At 68.6% G+C, this 15,955-nt stretch carries 12 protein-coding genes and 1 riboswitch; of the genes, 8 read left to right on the forward strand and 4 right to left on the reverse strand.

Translation table 11 applies throughout. The features are described 5' to 3' along the window. Window positions 1–25 precede the first annotated feature (25 nt). Genes FHW58_RS02000 through FHW58_RS02020 form a run of 5 tightly spaced genes read left to right on the forward strand, consistent with a single transcriptional unit; the run spans window position 26 to window position 7,446 of the window. Entirely contained in the window at window positions 26–2,590 is a 2,565-nt protein-coding gene (locus FHW58_RS02000; RefSeq protein WP_179671413.1) for a chemotaxis protein CheB, read from the forward strand. Continuing rightward, a complete protein-coding gene (locus FHW58_RS02005; protein WP_179671414.1) occupies window positions 2,587–4,098 on the forward strand; it encodes a PAS domain S-box protein in 1,512 nt (503 codons plus the stop codon). The genes FHW58_RS02000 and FHW58_RS02005 overlap by 4 nt, the downstream gene beginning before the upstream one ends. Window positions 4,099–4,130: 32 nt before the next feature. Then, a complete protein-coding gene (locus FHW58_RS02010) occupies window positions 4,131–6,266 on the forward strand; it encodes a S46 family peptidase (protein WP_179671415.1) in 2,136 nt (711 codons plus the stop codon). Between the two features lie 44 nt (window positions 6,267–6,310). Next, on the forward strand, window positions 6,311–6,919 hold the full coding sequence (gene pnuC, locus FHW58_RS02015; RefSeq protein WP_179671416.1) for a nicotinamide riboside transporter PnuC: 609 nt from the start codon (window positions 6,311–6,313) through the stop codon (window positions 6,917–6,919). After that, complete coding sequence (locus tag FHW58_RS02020; protein ID WP_179671417.1) at window positions 6,916–7,446, forward strand: AAA family ATPase; 531 nt, start codon at window positions 6,916–6,918, stop codon at window positions 7,444–7,446. Before pnuC ends, FHW58_RS02020 begins: the two co-directional genes overlap by 4 nt. Before the next feature lie 75 nt (window positions 7,447–7,521). Here FHW58_RS02020 and FHW58_RS02025 read toward each other — a convergent pair whose 3' ends face one another. Next, window positions 7,522–9,654 (reverse strand): TonB-dependent siderophore receptor, encoded by a 2,133-nt coding sequence (locus tag FHW58_RS02025; RefSeq protein WP_179671418.1) that lies wholly within the window; start codon window positions 9,652–9,654, stop codon window positions 7,522–7,524. A gap of 56 nt (window positions 9,655–9,710) precedes the next feature. After that, a riboswitch (TPP riboswitch) is annotated at window positions 9,711–9,809 on the reverse strand. Between the two features lie 125 nt (window positions 9,810–9,934). On the opposite strand from FHW58_RS02025, the gene FHW58_RS02030 reads away from it, so the two are divergent. Further along, the gene (locus FHW58_RS02030; protein WP_179671419.1) at window positions 9,935–10,444 is read left to right on the forward strand and encodes an Imm26 family immunity protein; all 510 of its coding nucleotides are present in this window, start codon (window positions 9,935–9,937) and stop codon (window positions 10,442–10,444) included. Here the strand turns inward: FHW58_RS02030 and FHW58_RS02035 are convergent. Genes FHW58_RS02035 through ompR form a run of 3 tightly spaced genes read right to left on the reverse strand, consistent with a single transcriptional unit; the run spans window position 10,407 to window position 13,265 of the window. Beyond that, a complete protein-coding gene (locus FHW58_RS02035; protein WP_179671420.1) occupies window positions 10,407–11,129 on the reverse strand; it encodes a hypothetical protein in 723 nt (240 codons plus the stop codon). The genes FHW58_RS02030 and FHW58_RS02035 overlap by 38 nt on opposite strands. After that, window positions 11,129–12,484 carry an ATP-binding protein gene (locus tag FHW58_RS02040; protein WP_229265019.1) on the reverse strand — a complete coding sequence of 452 codons (1,356 nt, stop codon included), beginning with the start codon at window positions 12,482–12,484 and terminating at the stop codon, window positions 11,129–11,131. Before FHW58_RS02040 ends, FHW58_RS02035 begins: the two co-directional genes overlap by 1 nt. 13 nt (window positions 12,485–12,497) lie before the next feature. Further along, a complete protein-coding gene (gene ompR / locus FHW58_RS02045) occupies window positions 12,498–13,265 on the reverse strand; it encodes a two-component system response regulator OmpR (protein ID WP_179671422.1) in 768 nt (255 codons plus the stop codon). 232 nt (window positions 13,266–13,497) lie between these two features. On the opposite strand from ompR, the gene FHW58_RS02050 reads away from it, so the two are divergent. After that, window positions 13,498–13,830 carry a hypothetical protein gene (locus tag FHW58_RS02050; RefSeq protein WP_229265020.1) on the forward strand — a complete coding sequence of 111 codons (333 nt, stop codon included), beginning with the start codon at window positions 13,498–13,500 and terminating at the stop codon, window positions 13,828–13,830. A 279-nt stretch (window positions 13,831–14,109) separates the two neighbouring features. Continuing rightward, window positions 14,110–15,951, forward strand: a complete 1,842-nt coding sequence (locus FHW58_RS02055) for a flagellar assembly protein A (protein WP_229265021.1) — start codon at window positions 14,110–14,112, stop codon at window positions 15,949–15,951. Window positions 15,952–15,955: the final 4 nt, after the last annotated feature.

The following is a 15,955-nucleotide window of genomic DNA, read 5'->3' on the forward strand; positions in this document are numbered from 1 at the left end:
GCGTTTCAGAGTAAGATAGGGGACGATGACAAATTCCGCCCCTTCCCTGACGCCACCGCCGGCCGCGCCGGCCCGCGGCGTGGTGCCGCTGGTCGGCATCGGCGCGTCCGCCGGCGGCCTCAAGCCGCTGTCCGAATTCCTGTGCAGCGTGCCGCCCGACAGCGCCTTCGCCTACGTGGTGGTGCAGCATCTCGACCCCGCGCGCCGCGGGGTGCTGCCGGAGCTGCTGCAAAACCTGACGCCGATGCCGGTGGCCGAGGTCAACGAGCCCATGCCGGTGCAGGCCGGCCATGTGTACATTATCCCGCCCGACCATGATCTCGGCTTCGCGGACGGGCGGCTGGCGCCGCTGCCGCCGGCCGGCGAACGCGGCCATCGCCGCCCGGTCGACCGGTTTTTCCAGGCGTTGGCGCGGCACCATCCGCAGCAGGCGATTGGCGTGGTGCTGTCCGGCATGGGCGCCGACGGCACCCGCGGCCTGGCGGCGATCCGCGAGGCCGGCGGCCTGACGCTGGCGCAGCTGCCGTCGTCGGCGCAGTTCGACGCCATGCCGGCCAGCGCCATCGGCGCCGGCGCGGTCGACCTGGTGGCGCTGCCGGGCCAGATGATGGAGCACATCCAGCGCTGGTGGCGCATGGAGGGCTTGCTGTGGCTGCCGGACCGGGCCGGCGTCGAACGCGCCCAGTTGCGCCAGATGTTCCAGCTGCTGCGCCAGCATGGCGGCGCCGATTTTTCCGACTATAAGCTGAGCACCGTGCTGCGGCGCGTCGACCGCCGCATGCGGCTGCGCCAGACCGCCACGCTGGCGGACTATGTCGCCTTCCTGCACGCCAACCGCGGCGAGATCGAGCTGCTGTTCAAGGAGCTGCTGATCGGCGTGACGCAGTTTTTCCGCGATCCCAAGGTATGGGAGCAGTTGCGCGACGTGGTGCTGCCGGAACTGCTGCTGGCGTACCCGGACGGCGGCGAATTCAAGGCCTGGGTGCCGGCCTGCTCGACCGGCGAGGAGGCGTATACGCTGGCGATGGTGTTCCGCGAAGCGGCGCAGCGGCTGCCGTCGCCGGAGCGCTACCAGCTGCAGATTTTCGCCACCGACCTCGACGACGACGCGGTGGCGCGCGCGCGGCAGGGGGTGTTCGGCGCCAGCATCCGCGAGCAGGTGCCGGCCGATCTGCTGCGGCGCTACTTCGTCGGCACCGAGGAGCAGGGCTACCGCATTGCCAAGGATATCCGCAAGGGCATCATTTTCGCCCGGCAGAATGTGATTTCCGATCCGCCGTTCACCAAGCTGGACATCCTGTGCTGCCGCAACCTGCTGATTTATTTCACCCCGCGGCTGCAGGCGCAGCTGATACCCCTGTTCCATTATGCCTTGCGCCCGCAACGCCTGCTGGTGCTGGGCAGCGCCGACACCCCGGGCCAGTTCAATGAAATGTTCGCGCCGGTGCTGCCTTCCAGCAGAGTGTTCCGCCGGCTGGAGGTGTCCAGCCAGCGCTTTGGCAGCTATCTGGCAACCCGTCAATCCATCCCCCCCGCACCCATGAACGACACCCACAATCCGGCCAGCCGGCCATCGCTGCAGCAGCAGATCGACCAGCACCTGTTGCAGCGGCATACGCCGGCGGCAGTGCTGGTCAACCGCGAGGGCGACATCCTGTATATCCATGGCCGTACCGGCGCCTTCCTGGAACCGGCGGCCGGCAAGGCCAACTGGAACATCCACGCGATGGCGCGCGACAGCGTGCGGCCGGCGGTGGCGGCGCTGCTGGAGCGCGCGGCGCAAACGGCCGGCGTCGCCGTGATGCGCGGCGTGGCGCTGACCGAGCATGGCGACGGCCGGCAACTGCTGGATCTGACGGCGGAAGCGCTGGCCGACAGCGGCGTGGCGGGCGCGGTGCTGCTGACGTTTGTGCTGCAGCCCGGTTCCCCCGCCAGGCGCCGCAGCCGTTCCGGCAACCCGCAGGTGCAGGAGCTGGAGCGTCAGCTGGCGCAGGCCCGGCTGGAAATCCAGGCGGTGCGCGACGAGATGCAGGCGTCGCGCGAGGAGCTGCGCTCGGCCAACGAGGAGCTGCAGTCGACCAACGAGGAGCTGCAGTCGACCAACGAGGAACTGACCACCTCCAAGGAGGAAATGCAGTCGCTGAACGAAGAGCTATACACGGTCAACGCGGAACTGCAATCGAAGGTCGATGATTTGTCGGTGGTCAACGGCGACATGAAGAACCTGCTCAACAGCACCGACATCGCCACGATTTTCCTCGACAGCGAGATGCGGATACGGCGCTTTACCGAACGCGCCACGCAAATCTTCAAGCTGATCGCCGCCGACCTGCACCGGCCGCTGAGCGACATCAACAACGAACTGGAGTACCCCGATCTGGAGCAGGACGCGCGCGAAGTGTTGCGCACCCTGGTGTTTTGCGAGCGGCAGATCCCGACCCGCACCGGACGCTGGTTCTCGGTGCGCATCATGCCTTACCGGACCGTGGAAAACGTCATCGACGGCGTGGTGCTGACGTTGGTGAACATCACCGAAGCCAAGCAGCTGGAAGTGCAGCTGCGCGCGGCGCAGAACGGCGGCCGCCCATGAGCGGGCGGCGCCGCGGCGATGCCAGCGGGGAGGACGGCGCGGCGCTGTCCCTGGCCCACAGCGAACGGTTGCGGCGCTGGCACCAGCAGCAGGCCAGCCAGATCGAGCTGGATCTGCAGCAGCAGGCGCTGGCCGAGCAGCAGTCCTGGCAGATGCTGGCGATCGGCCGCACCGACTACGCGGCCCTGTATGAGCAGGCGCCGGCCGGCTATCTGTCGCTGGACGCCGGGGGCTGCATCGTGCGGGCCAATCTGGCGGCGGCGGCGTTGCTGGGCCGGCGCCGCGCCGAGCTGCCGGGCCAGTGCCTGCCGGGCTTTTTCGACGCGCCGGCGCGGGAGCGTCTGCGCGAATTCATTGCCGCCACCCTGGCCGGGGCCGCCCCCGGCGCGCTGGAGCTGCTGCTGGGCGGGCGCCAGGTGCGCATCGAGGCCAACCTCGACCAGCCGGCGCAGCGCTGCCGCATGATTCTGACCGACATGGGCACCACCGCGGTGCGGGAGGCGGCGCGGCGCCGCGCGTTCGAGGTGCTCGACCACATGGCGGAGGGCGTGCTGGTGTGCGATGCCGCGCGCCGCATCGTTTCGGTCAATCCGGCCTTTGTGCGGTTGACCGGCTATGCCGCCGAAGACGTGCTGGGGCGCCGCACGGGCTTCCTGATTGCGGCGCAGGCGGCGCCGGCCTGGCGCGGCGCGTTGCGCGGGTTGCGCCAGGCGCCGCGCTGGGAGGGCGAACTGTCGGGCCGGCGGCGCGACGGCAGCGTGTACGCCGGCATGGTGTCGCTGAGCGTGGTGCGCGACGGTGACGGCGGCGTCCATTATATCGGGGTGTTTTCCGATATCACGGCGCGTCGCCAGGCCGAGAACAGCCAGCGCCTGGCGCTGCATCTGGAGCGGCGCAAGGAGCAGGAGCGCGAGCGCATCGCGCGCGACATTCACGATGAGCTGGGCCAGAACCTGCTGGCGTTGCGGATCGACGTCGCCATGCTGGCCGAGCGCAGCGGGGCGCGGCACCCGCGGCTGCACCAGCGCGCGCGTGCCGCGCTGCAAAACGTCGATGCCACCATTCGCAGCGTGCGCGGCATCATGAACGACTTGCGGCCGGCGGTGCTGGACCTCGGGCTGTGCGCGGCGCTGGAGTGGCAGGTGGCGGAATTCCGCCGCGACAGCGGCTTGCGCTGCACCTTGTCGCTGCCGCCGGAGGCGGCGCTGCCGCCGCTGCCGGCGGCCATGGAAATTGCGCTGTTCCGCAGCTTGCAGGAGGCGCTGCTGAATATCCGCCGCCATGCGCACGCCAGCGCGGTGGCGGTGCAACTGCTGCTGCCTGCCGGGGGGCTGGCGTTCAGTGTCACCGACGACGGCGTCGGGCTGGCGCCGGGCGCCCGCGCCAAGCCGGACGCGTTTGGCCTGATCGGCATGGAGCAGCGGGTCGGCGCGCTGGGCGGGCGGCTGACCATGGAGAGCGCGCTGGCGGGGGGCGGATGTAGGCTGAGGCTGAGCTTCGATCTATAATACTGGCGCCAAAATCATTCAGGGGCCATATCTTGTTCAAATACCTAGTTCTTCCCGCCGCGCTGCTGTGCGCCACCAGCGTGCAAGCCGACGAGGGCCAATGGCAGCCATACCAACTGCCGCAGCTCAAATCCGAACTCAAACGCATTGGCATCGCCATCCCGGCGGAAAAGCTGGCCGACTTGTCGAAGCACCCGATGAGCGCCATCGTGTCGCTGGGCGGCTGCTCGGCGTCGTTCGTGTCGGACGCCGGCCTGGTGGTCACCAATCACCACTGCGCGTATGGCGCCATCCAGCGCAACTCGACGCCGGAACACAACTACATCGCCAACGGCTACCTGGCCAAGACCCGCGCCGACGAGCTGCCGGGCGGCCCGAACACGCTGGTGTACGTGACCGACAAGGTGGAAAACGTCACCAGCCGGGTCCTGCAGGGCGTCACGCCGACCATGAGCGGCAAGGCGCGCAGCGAGGCGGTGGACAAGAACATCAAGGCCCTGATCGCCGAATGCGAGAGCGACAAGTTCTACCGCTGCTCGGTGCCGGCCTTCCACCGCGGCCTGGAGTACTACCGCATCCGCCAGATGATGATACGCGACGTGCGCCTGGTGTACGCGCCGGCCAACTCGCTGGGCGACTTTGGCGGCGACATCGACAACTACGAGTGGCCGCGCCACGTCGGCGACTATTCCTTCCTGCGCGCCTACGTCGGCAAGGATGGCCGTCCGGCCGAGCCGTCGCCGGACAACGTGCCGTACAAGTCGAAGGACTTCCTGGTGGTGTCGGCCGAGGGCCTGAAGAACGGCGATCCGGTGCTGCTGGCCGGCTACCCGGGCCGCACCAGCCGCTACAAGCTGCCATCGGAAATCCGCTACGCGCGCGACCGCGCCTATCCGGCCAAGGCCGGCGAGATCCAGTCCGACCTGGACGTGATCGCCGCCGCCACCCGGGACAGCGAGGCCAGCGCCGTGCGCTACGCCAGCGTGGTCAAGGGTCTCAACAACGTGATGAAGAAAACGCGCGGCCTGATCGACGGCTTCGCGCGCAAGGACATCGCCGCCATCAAGGACGTGCAGGACGCCGAGTTCCGCGCCTGGTACGCCAAGCAGCCGCGCAGCGACCAGAAAATGCTGGCCGAGCTGGATGCGCTGATCGCCGCCGACATCGCGCTGAGCGACGAGGAATTCGGCTACAGCGTGGCCACCACCAGCGACCTGCTGAAAACCGCGGCGCCGCTGTACCGCCTGGCGCAGGAAAGCGCCAAGCCGGACGCCGAGCGCGAGCTGGGCTTCCAGCAGCGCGACCTGCCGTTCATCAAGGCGCGCCTGACGCGCCTGGAACAATCGTACATGGGCAGTGTCGACCAGGCGCGCTTCGCCGCCGCGCTGCAGCGCTACGCCAGGCTGCCGAAGTCGATGCACGTGACCGGCCTGGACGCGCTGCTGCCGGCCGCCGACGCGGTGCCGGCGCTGTACGCGCAATCGCAGCTGGGCGACACCGCCGCCCGCCTGTCGTGGCTGGGCAAGGACGTCGCCGCCTTCAAGGCCTCCAGCGACGCCTTCATCCAGCTGGCGGTGAAGACCGACGACGTGGCGCAGTCGCTGAAGGACCGACGCAAGGAGCTGGATGGCAACCTGGAACGCGTGATCCCGCAATACATGGCGGCCGTCATCGCGTGGAAGAAATCGCAGGGCAAGCCGGTCTACCCGGACGCCAATTCGACGCTGCGCGTGACCTACGGCACCGTGTCGCCGTACTCGCCGAAGGACGGCATCACCAAGGGCCCGTTCACCACCATCGAGGGCATCGTCGAGAAGAACACCGGCAAGGCGCCGTTCGACGCGCCACAGAACCTGCTGGAGGCGATCAAGGCCAAGCGCTATGGCCAGTTCAAGGACCCGGTGCTGGGCACCGTGCCGGTTGACTTCCTGACCAGCGCCGACACCACCGGCGGCAACTCCGGTTCGGCGGTGATGAACAGGCACGGCGAGCTGATTGGCCTGAACTTCGATTCGACCTATGAATCGATCACCAAGGACTGGTACTTCGACCGCGACATCACCCGCGCCATCCACCTGGACATCCGGTATATGCTGTGGGTGATGACCGAAGTCGATCACGCCGACAACGTGCTCAAAGAGATGACCATCAAGTACCCTAAAAAATGACGACCTTACAGCTCCTGCTCAGTAGTTGGGTGAACGCGGCAAACATGCCGCTGCATCTGGCAGTCTTTGCCACGACGCCGCTGGAGCTGTTGTCGTTCCTGCTGTCGGTGGCCACGGTGTGGCTGAACATCCGCCAGAGCCACTGGGGCTGGCTGTTCGCCATCATCTCGTCTGCCACCTACGGGCTGGTGTTTTACGGCTCGCGGCTGTATGGCGACATGGGCCTGCAGCTGGTGTTCATCGCGGTGTCGGTGTTCGGCTGGTATCAGTGGCTGCGCGGCGACGACAGCCACAGCCGGCTGCCGGTGACGGCGCTGTCGGCGCGCGGCCGCGTGCTGGCCGCCGTGGCGTGGCTGGCCGGCTTTGTGCTGCTGGCGTGGTTCCTCAAGTCGTACACCGATACCGACGTGCCGAATTCGGACGGCTTCCTGACCGCCGGCTCACTGGTCGGCCAGTTGCTGCTGTCGCGCAAAAAGATCGAGAACTGGCATGTGTGGATCATCGTCGACGTGCTGTATGTGGCGCTGTACCTGCACAAGCATCTGATGCTGACGGCGATCTTGTACGCCATCTTTGTCGGTATGGCGTTGGTGGGCCTGCGCGCGTGGTCCGGCGACACGCACAGCGGCGGACGGCGCCTGGCGCTGGAATGAGGCCGCTGCGCATCGCCATCCTCGGCACGGCGTCGTCCGGCAAGACCACGCTGGCCGCCGCGCTGGCGCAACGCCATGGCACCGTCTGGGTGCCGGAGTATCTGCGCGAATTCGTCGACACCGAGGGCCGGGTGCCGGTGGAGGCGGACCAGATCCACATCGCGCGCACGCAACGGGCGCGCGAGGATGCCGCCGCGCCGCATGCGCGGGATTTCCTGTTTTGCGATACCACGCCGCTGATGACGGCGGTCTACAGCCGCCACTACTTCGGCGGCATCGACGCGCAACTGGCGCCGCTGGCCGACGCCCACGGCGGCGACTACGCGCTGACGCTGGTGACGGCGTCGGATATTCCGTGGGTGGCCGATGGGTTGCAGCGGGAGAGCGAGGCAGTCAGCATCACGATTGAGCGCATGCTGCGGGAAGAACTGGCGGCACGCGGAATTCCCCACGTGCCGGTTGCCGGCGGCCTGGAACAGCGCATCGCCCAGGCCGCGCAAGCGCTCGCCACCGTCGTTCCGGCGTAGGCCGGAACCCATGGAACGCCGGCATTCACGCTCAGCATGGATTCCGGCCTGCGCCGGAATGACGGGTACGGCGGATCAGAGGTCGAAGGTGGCCGACACGCGGAAGGTGCGCGACGCCCCCGGCATCAGGTAGCCGCCCAGGTCCGGCGTGACGTCGCGCCAGTAGAAGCGATTGAACGCGTTGTCGATGCCAGCCCGGAAGGTGGTGCCGACGCCGCCGACGCGGGTCGCATACGAACCAGTCAGATTGACCACGTGATACGCCGGCACGAACACGGTGTTGGCCGCGTCAAACGCCTTCTTGCCCGAGTACTGCCAGTTGGCGCCCACCTTCAGCCCCGGCACCCGCGCCAGCGCATAATCCGCATACACCGACGACTTGAACGCGGCGACGTCGGTCACGCGCTTGCCGTCCAGGTCTGCCGCGCCGGTGTCGCGCTGCTGCGTGTTGAGCGCAGTGGCCGACACGCCCACCGTCAGCTCGCGCGTGGCGCGGCCGGCCAGGCCCAGTTCCAGGCCGCGGTTCTGCGCCTGGCCGTTGCGCACGAAATAGTTGGCGGCATCGGTGTACTCCAGCCCCTTGCGGATCTGGAACAGCGCCACGCTGGCGCTCAGGTCCGGGCGGATATCGGCCTTGATGCCCACTTCCACCTGTTTCGACTTGCCCGGCGCCAGCGCGCGGTGCTGGTTTTCGGTGCCCATCGGCGCCACGCCGCCGTGCTCCAGGCCCTGCGCGTAGGAGACGTAGGTCGACACGTTCGGCCGCACCGCGTACACCAGCGCCACGTTCGGCAGCCAGAAGCCGACGTCGGTGCGGGCGTACGGCAGCACGGCGCCGGCGTCGTCGGTGCCGACGTATTCGTCGCGCTTGACCTTGACGTAGCGCGCGCCGGCGTGCAGCTTGAGTTGCGCGTTCAGGCTGATGATGTCCTGCGCGAACACGCCGCGCTCGTTGTCGCGGCGGCGCTCGGACACCGGACCGCTGCTGCCCGGCGCCGGCGCCACCACCACCGGGTGGTAGATATTGCTGACGCCCGACCAGTCGTACAGGTAGTCGCCCCATTTCTCGCTGTTCTTGAAGAACGAGGTGCCGACGGTCAGGTCATGGCCCAAGGTGCCGGTGGCAAAGCGGCCGCGCAGCAGCGCCTGCGCGGTCAGCGGCGATTTCTTCTCGCCCAGGCTGATGTAGTTGTAGACGTCGTAGTCGCCGTTGCCGCAGAAGCCGGGGTACAGATCCTGCTCGCCGCAGCCGTAAGGGAAGGCGGTGTAGTCGTCGCGCTTGAAGTGGTGCTGGTTGGCGGTGATGGTGGCGGCCCAGTCGGGCGAGAACTTGTATTCGAAGCGCGCGCCGATGTTGCTGCTGGTGGTTGCCACCGGGCGGCTCCACGGCTGGTCGTTCAGTAGCTGGTCGGCCGGCACGTTGGGCAGCGTGGTGTTGTTGAGCAGCTGGTAGCCGGGCGCGGTGATCTGCGACTTGCGCTGGTAGTCGCCGTCGAGTTGCAGCAGCGCCTGCGGCGAGATGCGCCAGTCGAAGGCGGCCGAGATGAACTTGCGGTTGCCGTCGGCGCCCTTGATGTAGGAGCGCAGGCGCTCGGCGGCGGCGTTGAGGCGGTAGCCGAAGTCCGGGTTGTCGAAGCGGCCGCCGAGGTCGACCGCGCCGTACAGCGTGCCGCGCTCGCGCGTTTCCAGCACCACCGTGCGCAGCGGCGTGTCGGTCGGGCGCTTGGTGACGTAGTTGACGAGGCCGCCCGGCGCGGCCACGCCGGCCTGCAGGCCGGACAGGCCCTTGAGCACTTCCAGCCGCTCCTTGTTCTCCAGCGGGATCTGGGTGTCGCCGGTGATGGCCATGCCGTCCTTGCGGTAGCTCGATTCGTTGTCCAGCTTGAAGCCGCGGATGGAGAATTGCTCGGCGTAGCCGACCGCGTTGTACGAGTCGCTCAGGCTGGCGTCGTAGCGGGCGGCGTCGGTGGTCGAGCGGATCTGCAGGTCCAGCATCTGCTGCGCGCTCAGCACGCTGACCGAGGCCGGCGTCTCCAGCAGCGGGGCGTTGGCGAAGCCGGCCACCGAGGCCGAGGCGGCGCGCAGCTTGACGCCGTTGACGACGACTTCCTGCATCGTGGATTCAGGGGCGGCGGCGTCGTCGGCGGCGTGCGCCAGCTGGAACACCGCCAGGGCGATGGCGGACATTGCGAATTTTGGTGTGGACATATTGGCTCTCTACGTGTTCGGCTGGGGGCCGGCGAAGAGCGCCATCAAAGGAGGGAGATCCGACTTTTGCGCTTTCCTTCGCTGGCATTATCCAGATCAGGTACGAAGGGTATCTCTCACCCGGAAACAATGTTCCAGGACCCCTAGCGAGGCGCCAGTGTAACACAATTGTCATCGGCGGCGTGGCGTGGCGCGGCCGGCGCGGTGCCGTGCGCCGTGTTTTGCGCGGCGTCGCTACACTTCGGACTTGCGCCGCAAGGCGGAGGTTGAAAGGGCGGGAATGAAGCAGTCGTATCAAGAGGGGAGCTGGTTTGCCGTGCCGTTGCTGGACGGTGGTTTTGGCTGGGGCCTGGTGGCGCGCTTGTCGCCGGGCAGCAAAATCATGCTGGCCTACCTGTTCGGCCCCAAGCTGCCGCGCCTGCCGTCGGTGGAGCAGCTCAACACCTTGCGGCCGCAGGACGCGGTCAAGGTGCTGCGCTGCGGCGACATGGCGCTGGCCAGCGGCCACTGGCGCGTGCTGGGCGAGATCGACGTCTGGGACCCGGCCATGTGGCCGGTGCCGCAGTTCCTGCGCCGCGCCGACGCGCTGCGCCGCGCCTGGCGCGTCACCTATGCTGACGCCGATCCGAGCCGCTCGGAGCGCGAGGAGTCCGTGCCTTACGATACCCAGGGACTGGAGGCCGATTCGCTGTACGGCTATGGCTCGACCGAGCTGCTGCTGACCAAGCTGCTGGAGGGGCCGGAGCACCCGATCAACCAGCCGGCGGGGCAGCCGGCGCCGCGCAGTTGACGCTCCACGCCACGTAGTCGCCGCGGTGCTTGCGCACGCCGACCCGTACCTGCGTGTCGCGGTCGCTCTCGAACACCAGGCCGATCATCGATGGCGCGCCGCTGGCCGGCGGCGCCGGCTCGATCGCGGCCAGGCGGAAGGTCAGCGCGCGCTGGCGCGCGCACGCCGAGTTGCCGGCGAACAGCAGGCGCGCGCGCGCCAGCAGGTCGCGGTGGCGCCACAGCAGCGCGGCGGCGTCGGCCGGCGGCACGGCCGGGTCGAGCCGCGTGGTGTAGCGGGCGGCGCTGCAGATCAGCTTGGGCGTGGCCAGCCACACCTGCCATTCCGGCGCGGCGGCCGACGGCGTCCAGCGCTGGCCGGCCGGGGCGGCGGCATTGTAGATGTAGCTGGTGCGGATCTGGCGGCACAGCTCGGGCGTGAAGTGGCGCGGCGCCGAGTCGACGCGGGCGATCACCTGCCACGCCGCCTTGCCGCGCCGCTGGATGTCGAAGCTGGGCGCGAACAGCCCGGGGCCGCCGCTGACGGCGGCCGGCACCTGCGCGCGGTAATACGCATCGAACGAGGCGCGCTCCTCGGCGGTCGGCTCCCGCTGCTGCTGCTGCTGCTGCTGCGCCCTGGGCGCGGCCGGCGCGGCGGCCGCTGCGCACAGCGCCGCGAGGGCCAGGGCGGGCAGGGCGCGCCGCATCACAGCGCCTTCATGACGATCTGGATCTGCAGGCCGCCGCCGTCGCGGTTGCGCACCTGCAGCTCGGCCTGGTGGCGGGTGAGCACGCGCTCGACGATGGCCAGCCCGAGGCCGGCGCCGTTGGCCTGGCCGCGCGCGGCGTCGAGCCGGGTGAAAGGCTTGAGCAACTGGGCGATCTGGTCGTCCGGCACGCCGCTGCCGTGGTCCTGCACCGTGATGGTCACCCGCTTGGCCGTGTGCAGGCCCTTGACCGCGCACTGCAGGTCGATCTCGGTGTAGTCGCAGCCGGGCGTCTTGCCGTAGCGGCGGGCGTTCTCGATCAGGTTGTTGATCACCCGTTTCAGGTCGGTCGCGTTGCCGAGCGCGTGGGCGCCGGGCGCGATGTCGGCGTGGATGCGCACGTCCGGCAGCCGCGCCGCCTCGTGCGCGCTGTCGCCCAGCAGCGCGCTGAGGTCGACGTTGACGAAGCTGGCGGCCTCGGTCGGCTTGGCGTAGTCGAGGAACTGGCCGATGATGGCGTCCATCTGGCCGATGTCGGACTGCATGCCCTCGCGCGCCTCGCGCGATAGGTGGGCCATCTCGACCTCCAGCTGCATGCGCGCCAGCGGCGTGCGCAGGTCGTGCGAGATGCCGGCCAGGATCACCGCGCGGTCCGACTCGACCTGCTGCAGGTCGTCCACCATCTGGTTGAAGCTGCGGTTGGCCTCGATGATTTCCAGCGGCCCCTTTTCCGGCAGCGGCGCCGGCCGCTTGCCCTGGGCGAAGTCGCGCGTGGCCTGGGTCAGGCGCCGCAGCGGCAGGTTGACCAGGCTGGAGATCACCGCCGCGCCCAGCAGCGACACCACCGACACCACGCTGGCCCAGCCCAGCCACTGGATGCCGGTCAGGCCGCGGATGCGCTCGCGCTCCAGCATCAGCCAGTACTGGTCGTCGTCGATCTTGAAGCTGACCCAGAAGCCGGCCACGCCGTTGACCTTGGACGAGAAGCGGGTGTCCTGGCCCAGCTTGGCGCGCACCAGCTTTTCGATGTCCGGCATCAGCGCGTTGTTGGCCGGCGGCGCCACCTGGTCGTCCTCCTCCAGCGTGAACACGCGGATGCCCTCGTTGGCCACCAGGTCGAACAGCAGCTCGCGCCGCAGCTCGGGCGCGGCGTGGGTCAGCGCGGCGTGGGTGATGGTCACCACCGACACCACCTGGGCCGAGATCTGCTGCACCTGCGGGTCGTGCTGCACCACGCTGATCATGCCGACCCAGGCGGTCATGCTGGTGGTGGTCAGCGCGCCGAGCAGGAAGAAGGTGCGCCAGAACAGGCCGCTTTTGAGGCTGGCCAGGCGGAACGAGAACGGCAACTTCATAGGCGGGCGCGGGTCAGCGCGGCTGGCCCTCCGGGATGAACACATAGCCCAGGCCCCAGACGGTCTGGATGTACAGCGGGCTGGATGGATCGGGCTCGATCAGCTTGCGCAGGCGCGAGATCTGCACGTCCAGGCTGCGGTCGAACACCTCGTATTCGCGCCCGCGCGCCAGTTCCATCAGCTTCTCGCGCGACAGCGGCTGGCGCGCGTGGCGCGCGAACACCTTCAGCACCGAGAACTCGCCGGTGGTCAGCGGCACCGTCTCGCCGTTTTTCTTCAGCGTGCGCGTGCCCAGGTCCAGCACGAACTGGCCGAACTCGAAGGTCTGCGGCGTTTCCGACGGCGCGCCGGGGATTTCGTCCGGGCCGCGGCGGCGCAGCACGGCGCCGATGCGCGCCACCAGCTCGCGCGGGTTGAACGGCTTGGGCAGGTAGTCGTCGGCGCCCATTTCCAGGCCGACGATGCGGTCGACGTCCTCGCCCTTGGCGGTCAGCATGATGATCGGCGTCTGGTCGCCGGCGCCGCGCAGGCGGCGGCAGATCGACAGGCCGTCCTCGCCGGGCAGCATCAGGTCCAGCACCAGCAGGTCGTAGCGCTCGCGCAGCCACAGCTTGTTCATCGCCGTGGCGCTTTCGGCGGTGAAGACGTTGAAGCCTTGCTCGGTCAGGTAGCGGCGCAGCAGGTCGCGCAGGCGGACGTCGTCGTCCACCACCATGATCTTGGCCGCGTGGCCCTGGCCGGTGGCGGCGTTGTTGCCGGATTCAGTCGTTGTCGTAGTCATTTGGCTGCCAGATTTGTCTTATTCAGGTTGCTATGGTAACGTCATATTCGTCCAGCGAAAACGCGGGTGGGACGACCCATTACAAAGTGTTACAAACTTTACCCAATTCGCCTTACCCCCTCGGTCAAAGCATCATACACTGCGGGCATAGATTCAGCTTTCAGGGAACGCCATGTTCATCGATCACACAAAAAAATCCGCGGCAGCAGGCGCAGCTTTTTGCGTTCGATCCATGCTGGCGTCGGCGCTGATGGTGGGCCTGCTGGGCGCCGCCAGCGCGCGCGCCGATGGCCCTGACGGCGGCGGTCCGCGCCGCGAGCCGCCGCAGCAGCACCAGCAGCAGAACGGCGCGCGCGCCGAGGCGCCGCGCGGCGACGCCCGCCCGCTCGATCCGCGCAGCTACGAGGCGCGCGCCGAGGAGCAGCGCCGCGCCATGCAGGAGGCCAGCCGCAACGCTGAAATGAGCCGCCGCGTCGGCCGCATGACGCCCGACGAGCGGCGCGACCTGCGCCGCCAGATCAACGAGGTCAGCCAGGACCTGTACGCGGTGCCGCCGCGCCGCTGAGCCGGCGCCAGCCACGGCGGCGTTGCAGAACCGATAAGTAACGATAATAAAACGCTACATTTATTATTTGCCTATTATTGGTTTGTATCAATATCCTGACAGTTGCCCCCGTACGGGCGGCGTTTTCCCCTTTCTTTTTCATGGTCTGCGTGTAAGATTAATTAATTACACGCAATGCCTTCCGGCTGCCTGCGTGCCGTTGGGAGGAACACCGTGGTTCAAGAGCTTGCATTCGCAGCGCCAGCCGCCAGCCCGGAGCCGGACGCTCCAGGCCCCGGCTTGCCGATAGGTTTGGTCAAGCGCGCGGACGGCATTTATATCGATGTGGGCATGAGCCAGGCGGCGCTGACGGCGGCGGTGGCGCAGGTGTTCGCCGCCGGCGGCTATTTCGCCGGGCTTGATTACGCCGCGCTGATGCAAGCGCTGTACGGCGTCGGCCCCGACCTCGGCGCGGTCCAGGCGCTGCGCCTGGCCGACGCCGTGCGCGTGTTCGACGCCGCCCGCCTGGCGCTGTATAAACCGCCCAAGGTGAGTCTGGCCTACGCCGAGTACACCTTCCAGCCGCTGTACCTGGAGCAGGAGACGCTGCCCGACGGCACGGTGATCCCGGAACGCCCGGTGCGGCTGGACATCGACGAATTCGTCGCCGACATGTGGAACAAGGGCATCCGCTTCGGCATCGACGTGGCGGCGGTGCAGGCGGCCATGGCCTCGCCCAGGGCCGAGCGCATCACCTTCGCCACCGACCTTGAACCGGCGCCGGGCCGCGACGCCTGCGTGGTCGAGGTGTCGTCCGACCTGCACCGCAGCGACGCCCCCAAGGCGCGCGCCGACGGCCGCATCGACCTGCAAAGCTTCCAGAACCGCTTCCCGCAGATCAAGGCCAATATGCGGCTGCTGAAGAAGGAGCCGTGCGCGCCCGGCCTGCCGGGCTTCGACCTGGCCGGCCGCAGGACCGAGCCGGCGCCGCCCAAGGACCTGACGCTGCGCTTCCTGGCCGGCGAGGGCACCGAGGCCAGGCTGCTCGACGACGGCGAGTACCTGGTGTCGACCCGCGAGGGCTTTTTGAGCGTGGACGCCAAGTCCAACCGCATTTCGGTCACCGATAAAATCGTCAGCCTGGAGGGCGTCAGCGGCCGCACCACCGGCAACCTGCAACTGGCCGGCGCCTACGAGGAGTACGGCGACGTGCAGGAGCAGCGCGATGTCACCGGCACCGACATCACGGTGCACGGCAACGTCTACGGCAACATCCATTCGCGCGGCGGCAGCGTGGCGCTGGGCCAGAACCTGGTCGGCGGCAGCGTGCACAGCGTCGCCGGCGCGGTGCGCGTGGCCGGCGTGGCGTCCAACGCCATCGTCTACGCGGCCGATGGCGCGGTGACCATCCAGCGCGCCGAGAACTGCGTGATCTCGGGCGTCGACGTCAGCATCGAGGAGGCGTCCAACTGCGAGATCATCGGCGATACCGTGCGCGTGGCGCTGGCCGAGGGCTGCGCCATCGCCGGCCGCAATGTCGAGGTGGAGAGCGCCGGGCCGCGCCGCCGTACCGAGATGGTGATTTATGTGCTGGTCAAGGACGTGACCCAGTTCGACGCCGAGATCGCCGACCTGGAGCTGCGCGTGGCGGCCTTGGCGCAGGCCAACGCCGACAGCCAGCGCGAGCTCGATCGCATCGCCGCGCTGCCGGATGTGCGCCGCTATCTGGCGCTGGCGGCCAAGCTGCGCACCCAGGAGCTGGTGCTGACGCCGGAGCAGGGCCAGCACCTGCGCAAGATCGCCGGCGCGGTGGCGGAGGAGATGAAGGCGATCCAGAAGCACAAGCAGGACTTGCAGGTCGGCCAGACGCAGCACAAGCTGCTGGGCGACCGCCTGGCGCGCGTCATCGAGCAGCAGGCGGAGGCGGCCGGCATCGCCCGCTGCGGCCTGCACCTGGCCAGCGGCGAGACCATGGTGCGCACCATGCCGTTCGCGGCCGACACGGCGGCGCTGCGCCAGTTGCCGCCCAAGGAGCTCAAGCAGCGCCTGCGCGGCACGCCCAGCGGCGGCCAGTTGCTGTTTGCCGACAGCGCCGGGTCGCTCGACTGGCACCTGACGGCGCGCCCGCGGCCCGCCCCTTGAGGCG

Source organism: Duganella sp. 1224, from assembly GCF_013408245.1.
In the GTDB taxonomy this organism is placed as follows: Bacteria; Pseudomonadota; Gammaproteobacteria; order Burkholderiales; family Burkholderiaceae_D; genus Rugamonas.

Excerpts from the sequence above, each read along its gene's own strand:
- FHW58_RS02020 (WP_179671417.1), top strand. The coding sequence starts at position 6,916 with ATGAGGCCGCTGCGCATCGCCATCCTCGGCACGGCGTCGTCCGGCAAG.
- FHW58_RS02050 (WP_229265020.1), top strand. The coding sequence starts at position 13,498 with ATGCTGGCGTCGGCGCTGATGGTGGGCCTGCTGGGCGCCGCCAGCGCG.
- ompR (WP_179671422.1), bottom strand. The coding sequence starts at position 13,265 with ATGACTACGACAACGACTGAATCCGGCAACAACGCCGCCACCGGCCAG.
- FHW58_RS02025 (WP_179671418.1), bottom strand. The coding sequence starts at position 9,654 with ATGTCCACACCAAAATTCGCAATGTCCGCCATCGCCCTGGCGGTGTTC.
- FHW58_RS02035 (WP_179671420.1), bottom strand. The coding sequence starts at position 11,129 with ATGCGGCGCGCCCTGCCCGCCCTGGCCCTCGCGGCGCTGTGCGCAGCG.
- FHW58_RS02040 (WP_229265019.1), bottom strand. The coding sequence starts at position 12,484 with ATGAAGTTGCCGTTCTCGTTCCGCCTGGCCAGCCTCAAAAGCGGCCTG.
- FHW58_RS02030 (WP_179671419.1), top strand. The coding sequence starts at position 9,935 with ATGAAGCAGTCGTATCAAGAGGGGAGCTGGTTTGCCGTGCCGTTGCTG.
- FHW58_RS02005 (WP_179671414.1), top strand. The coding sequence starts at position 2,587 with ATGAGCGGGCGGCGCCGCGGCGATGCCAGCGGGGAGGACGGCGCGGCG.
- FHW58_RS02000 (WP_179671413.1), top strand. The coding sequence starts at position 26 with ATGACAAATTCCGCCCCTTCCCTGACGCCACCGCCGGCCGCGCCGGCC.
- pnuC (WP_179671416.1), top strand. The coding sequence starts at position 6,311 with ATGCCGCTGCATCTGGCAGTCTTTGCCACGACGCCGCTGGAGCTGTTG.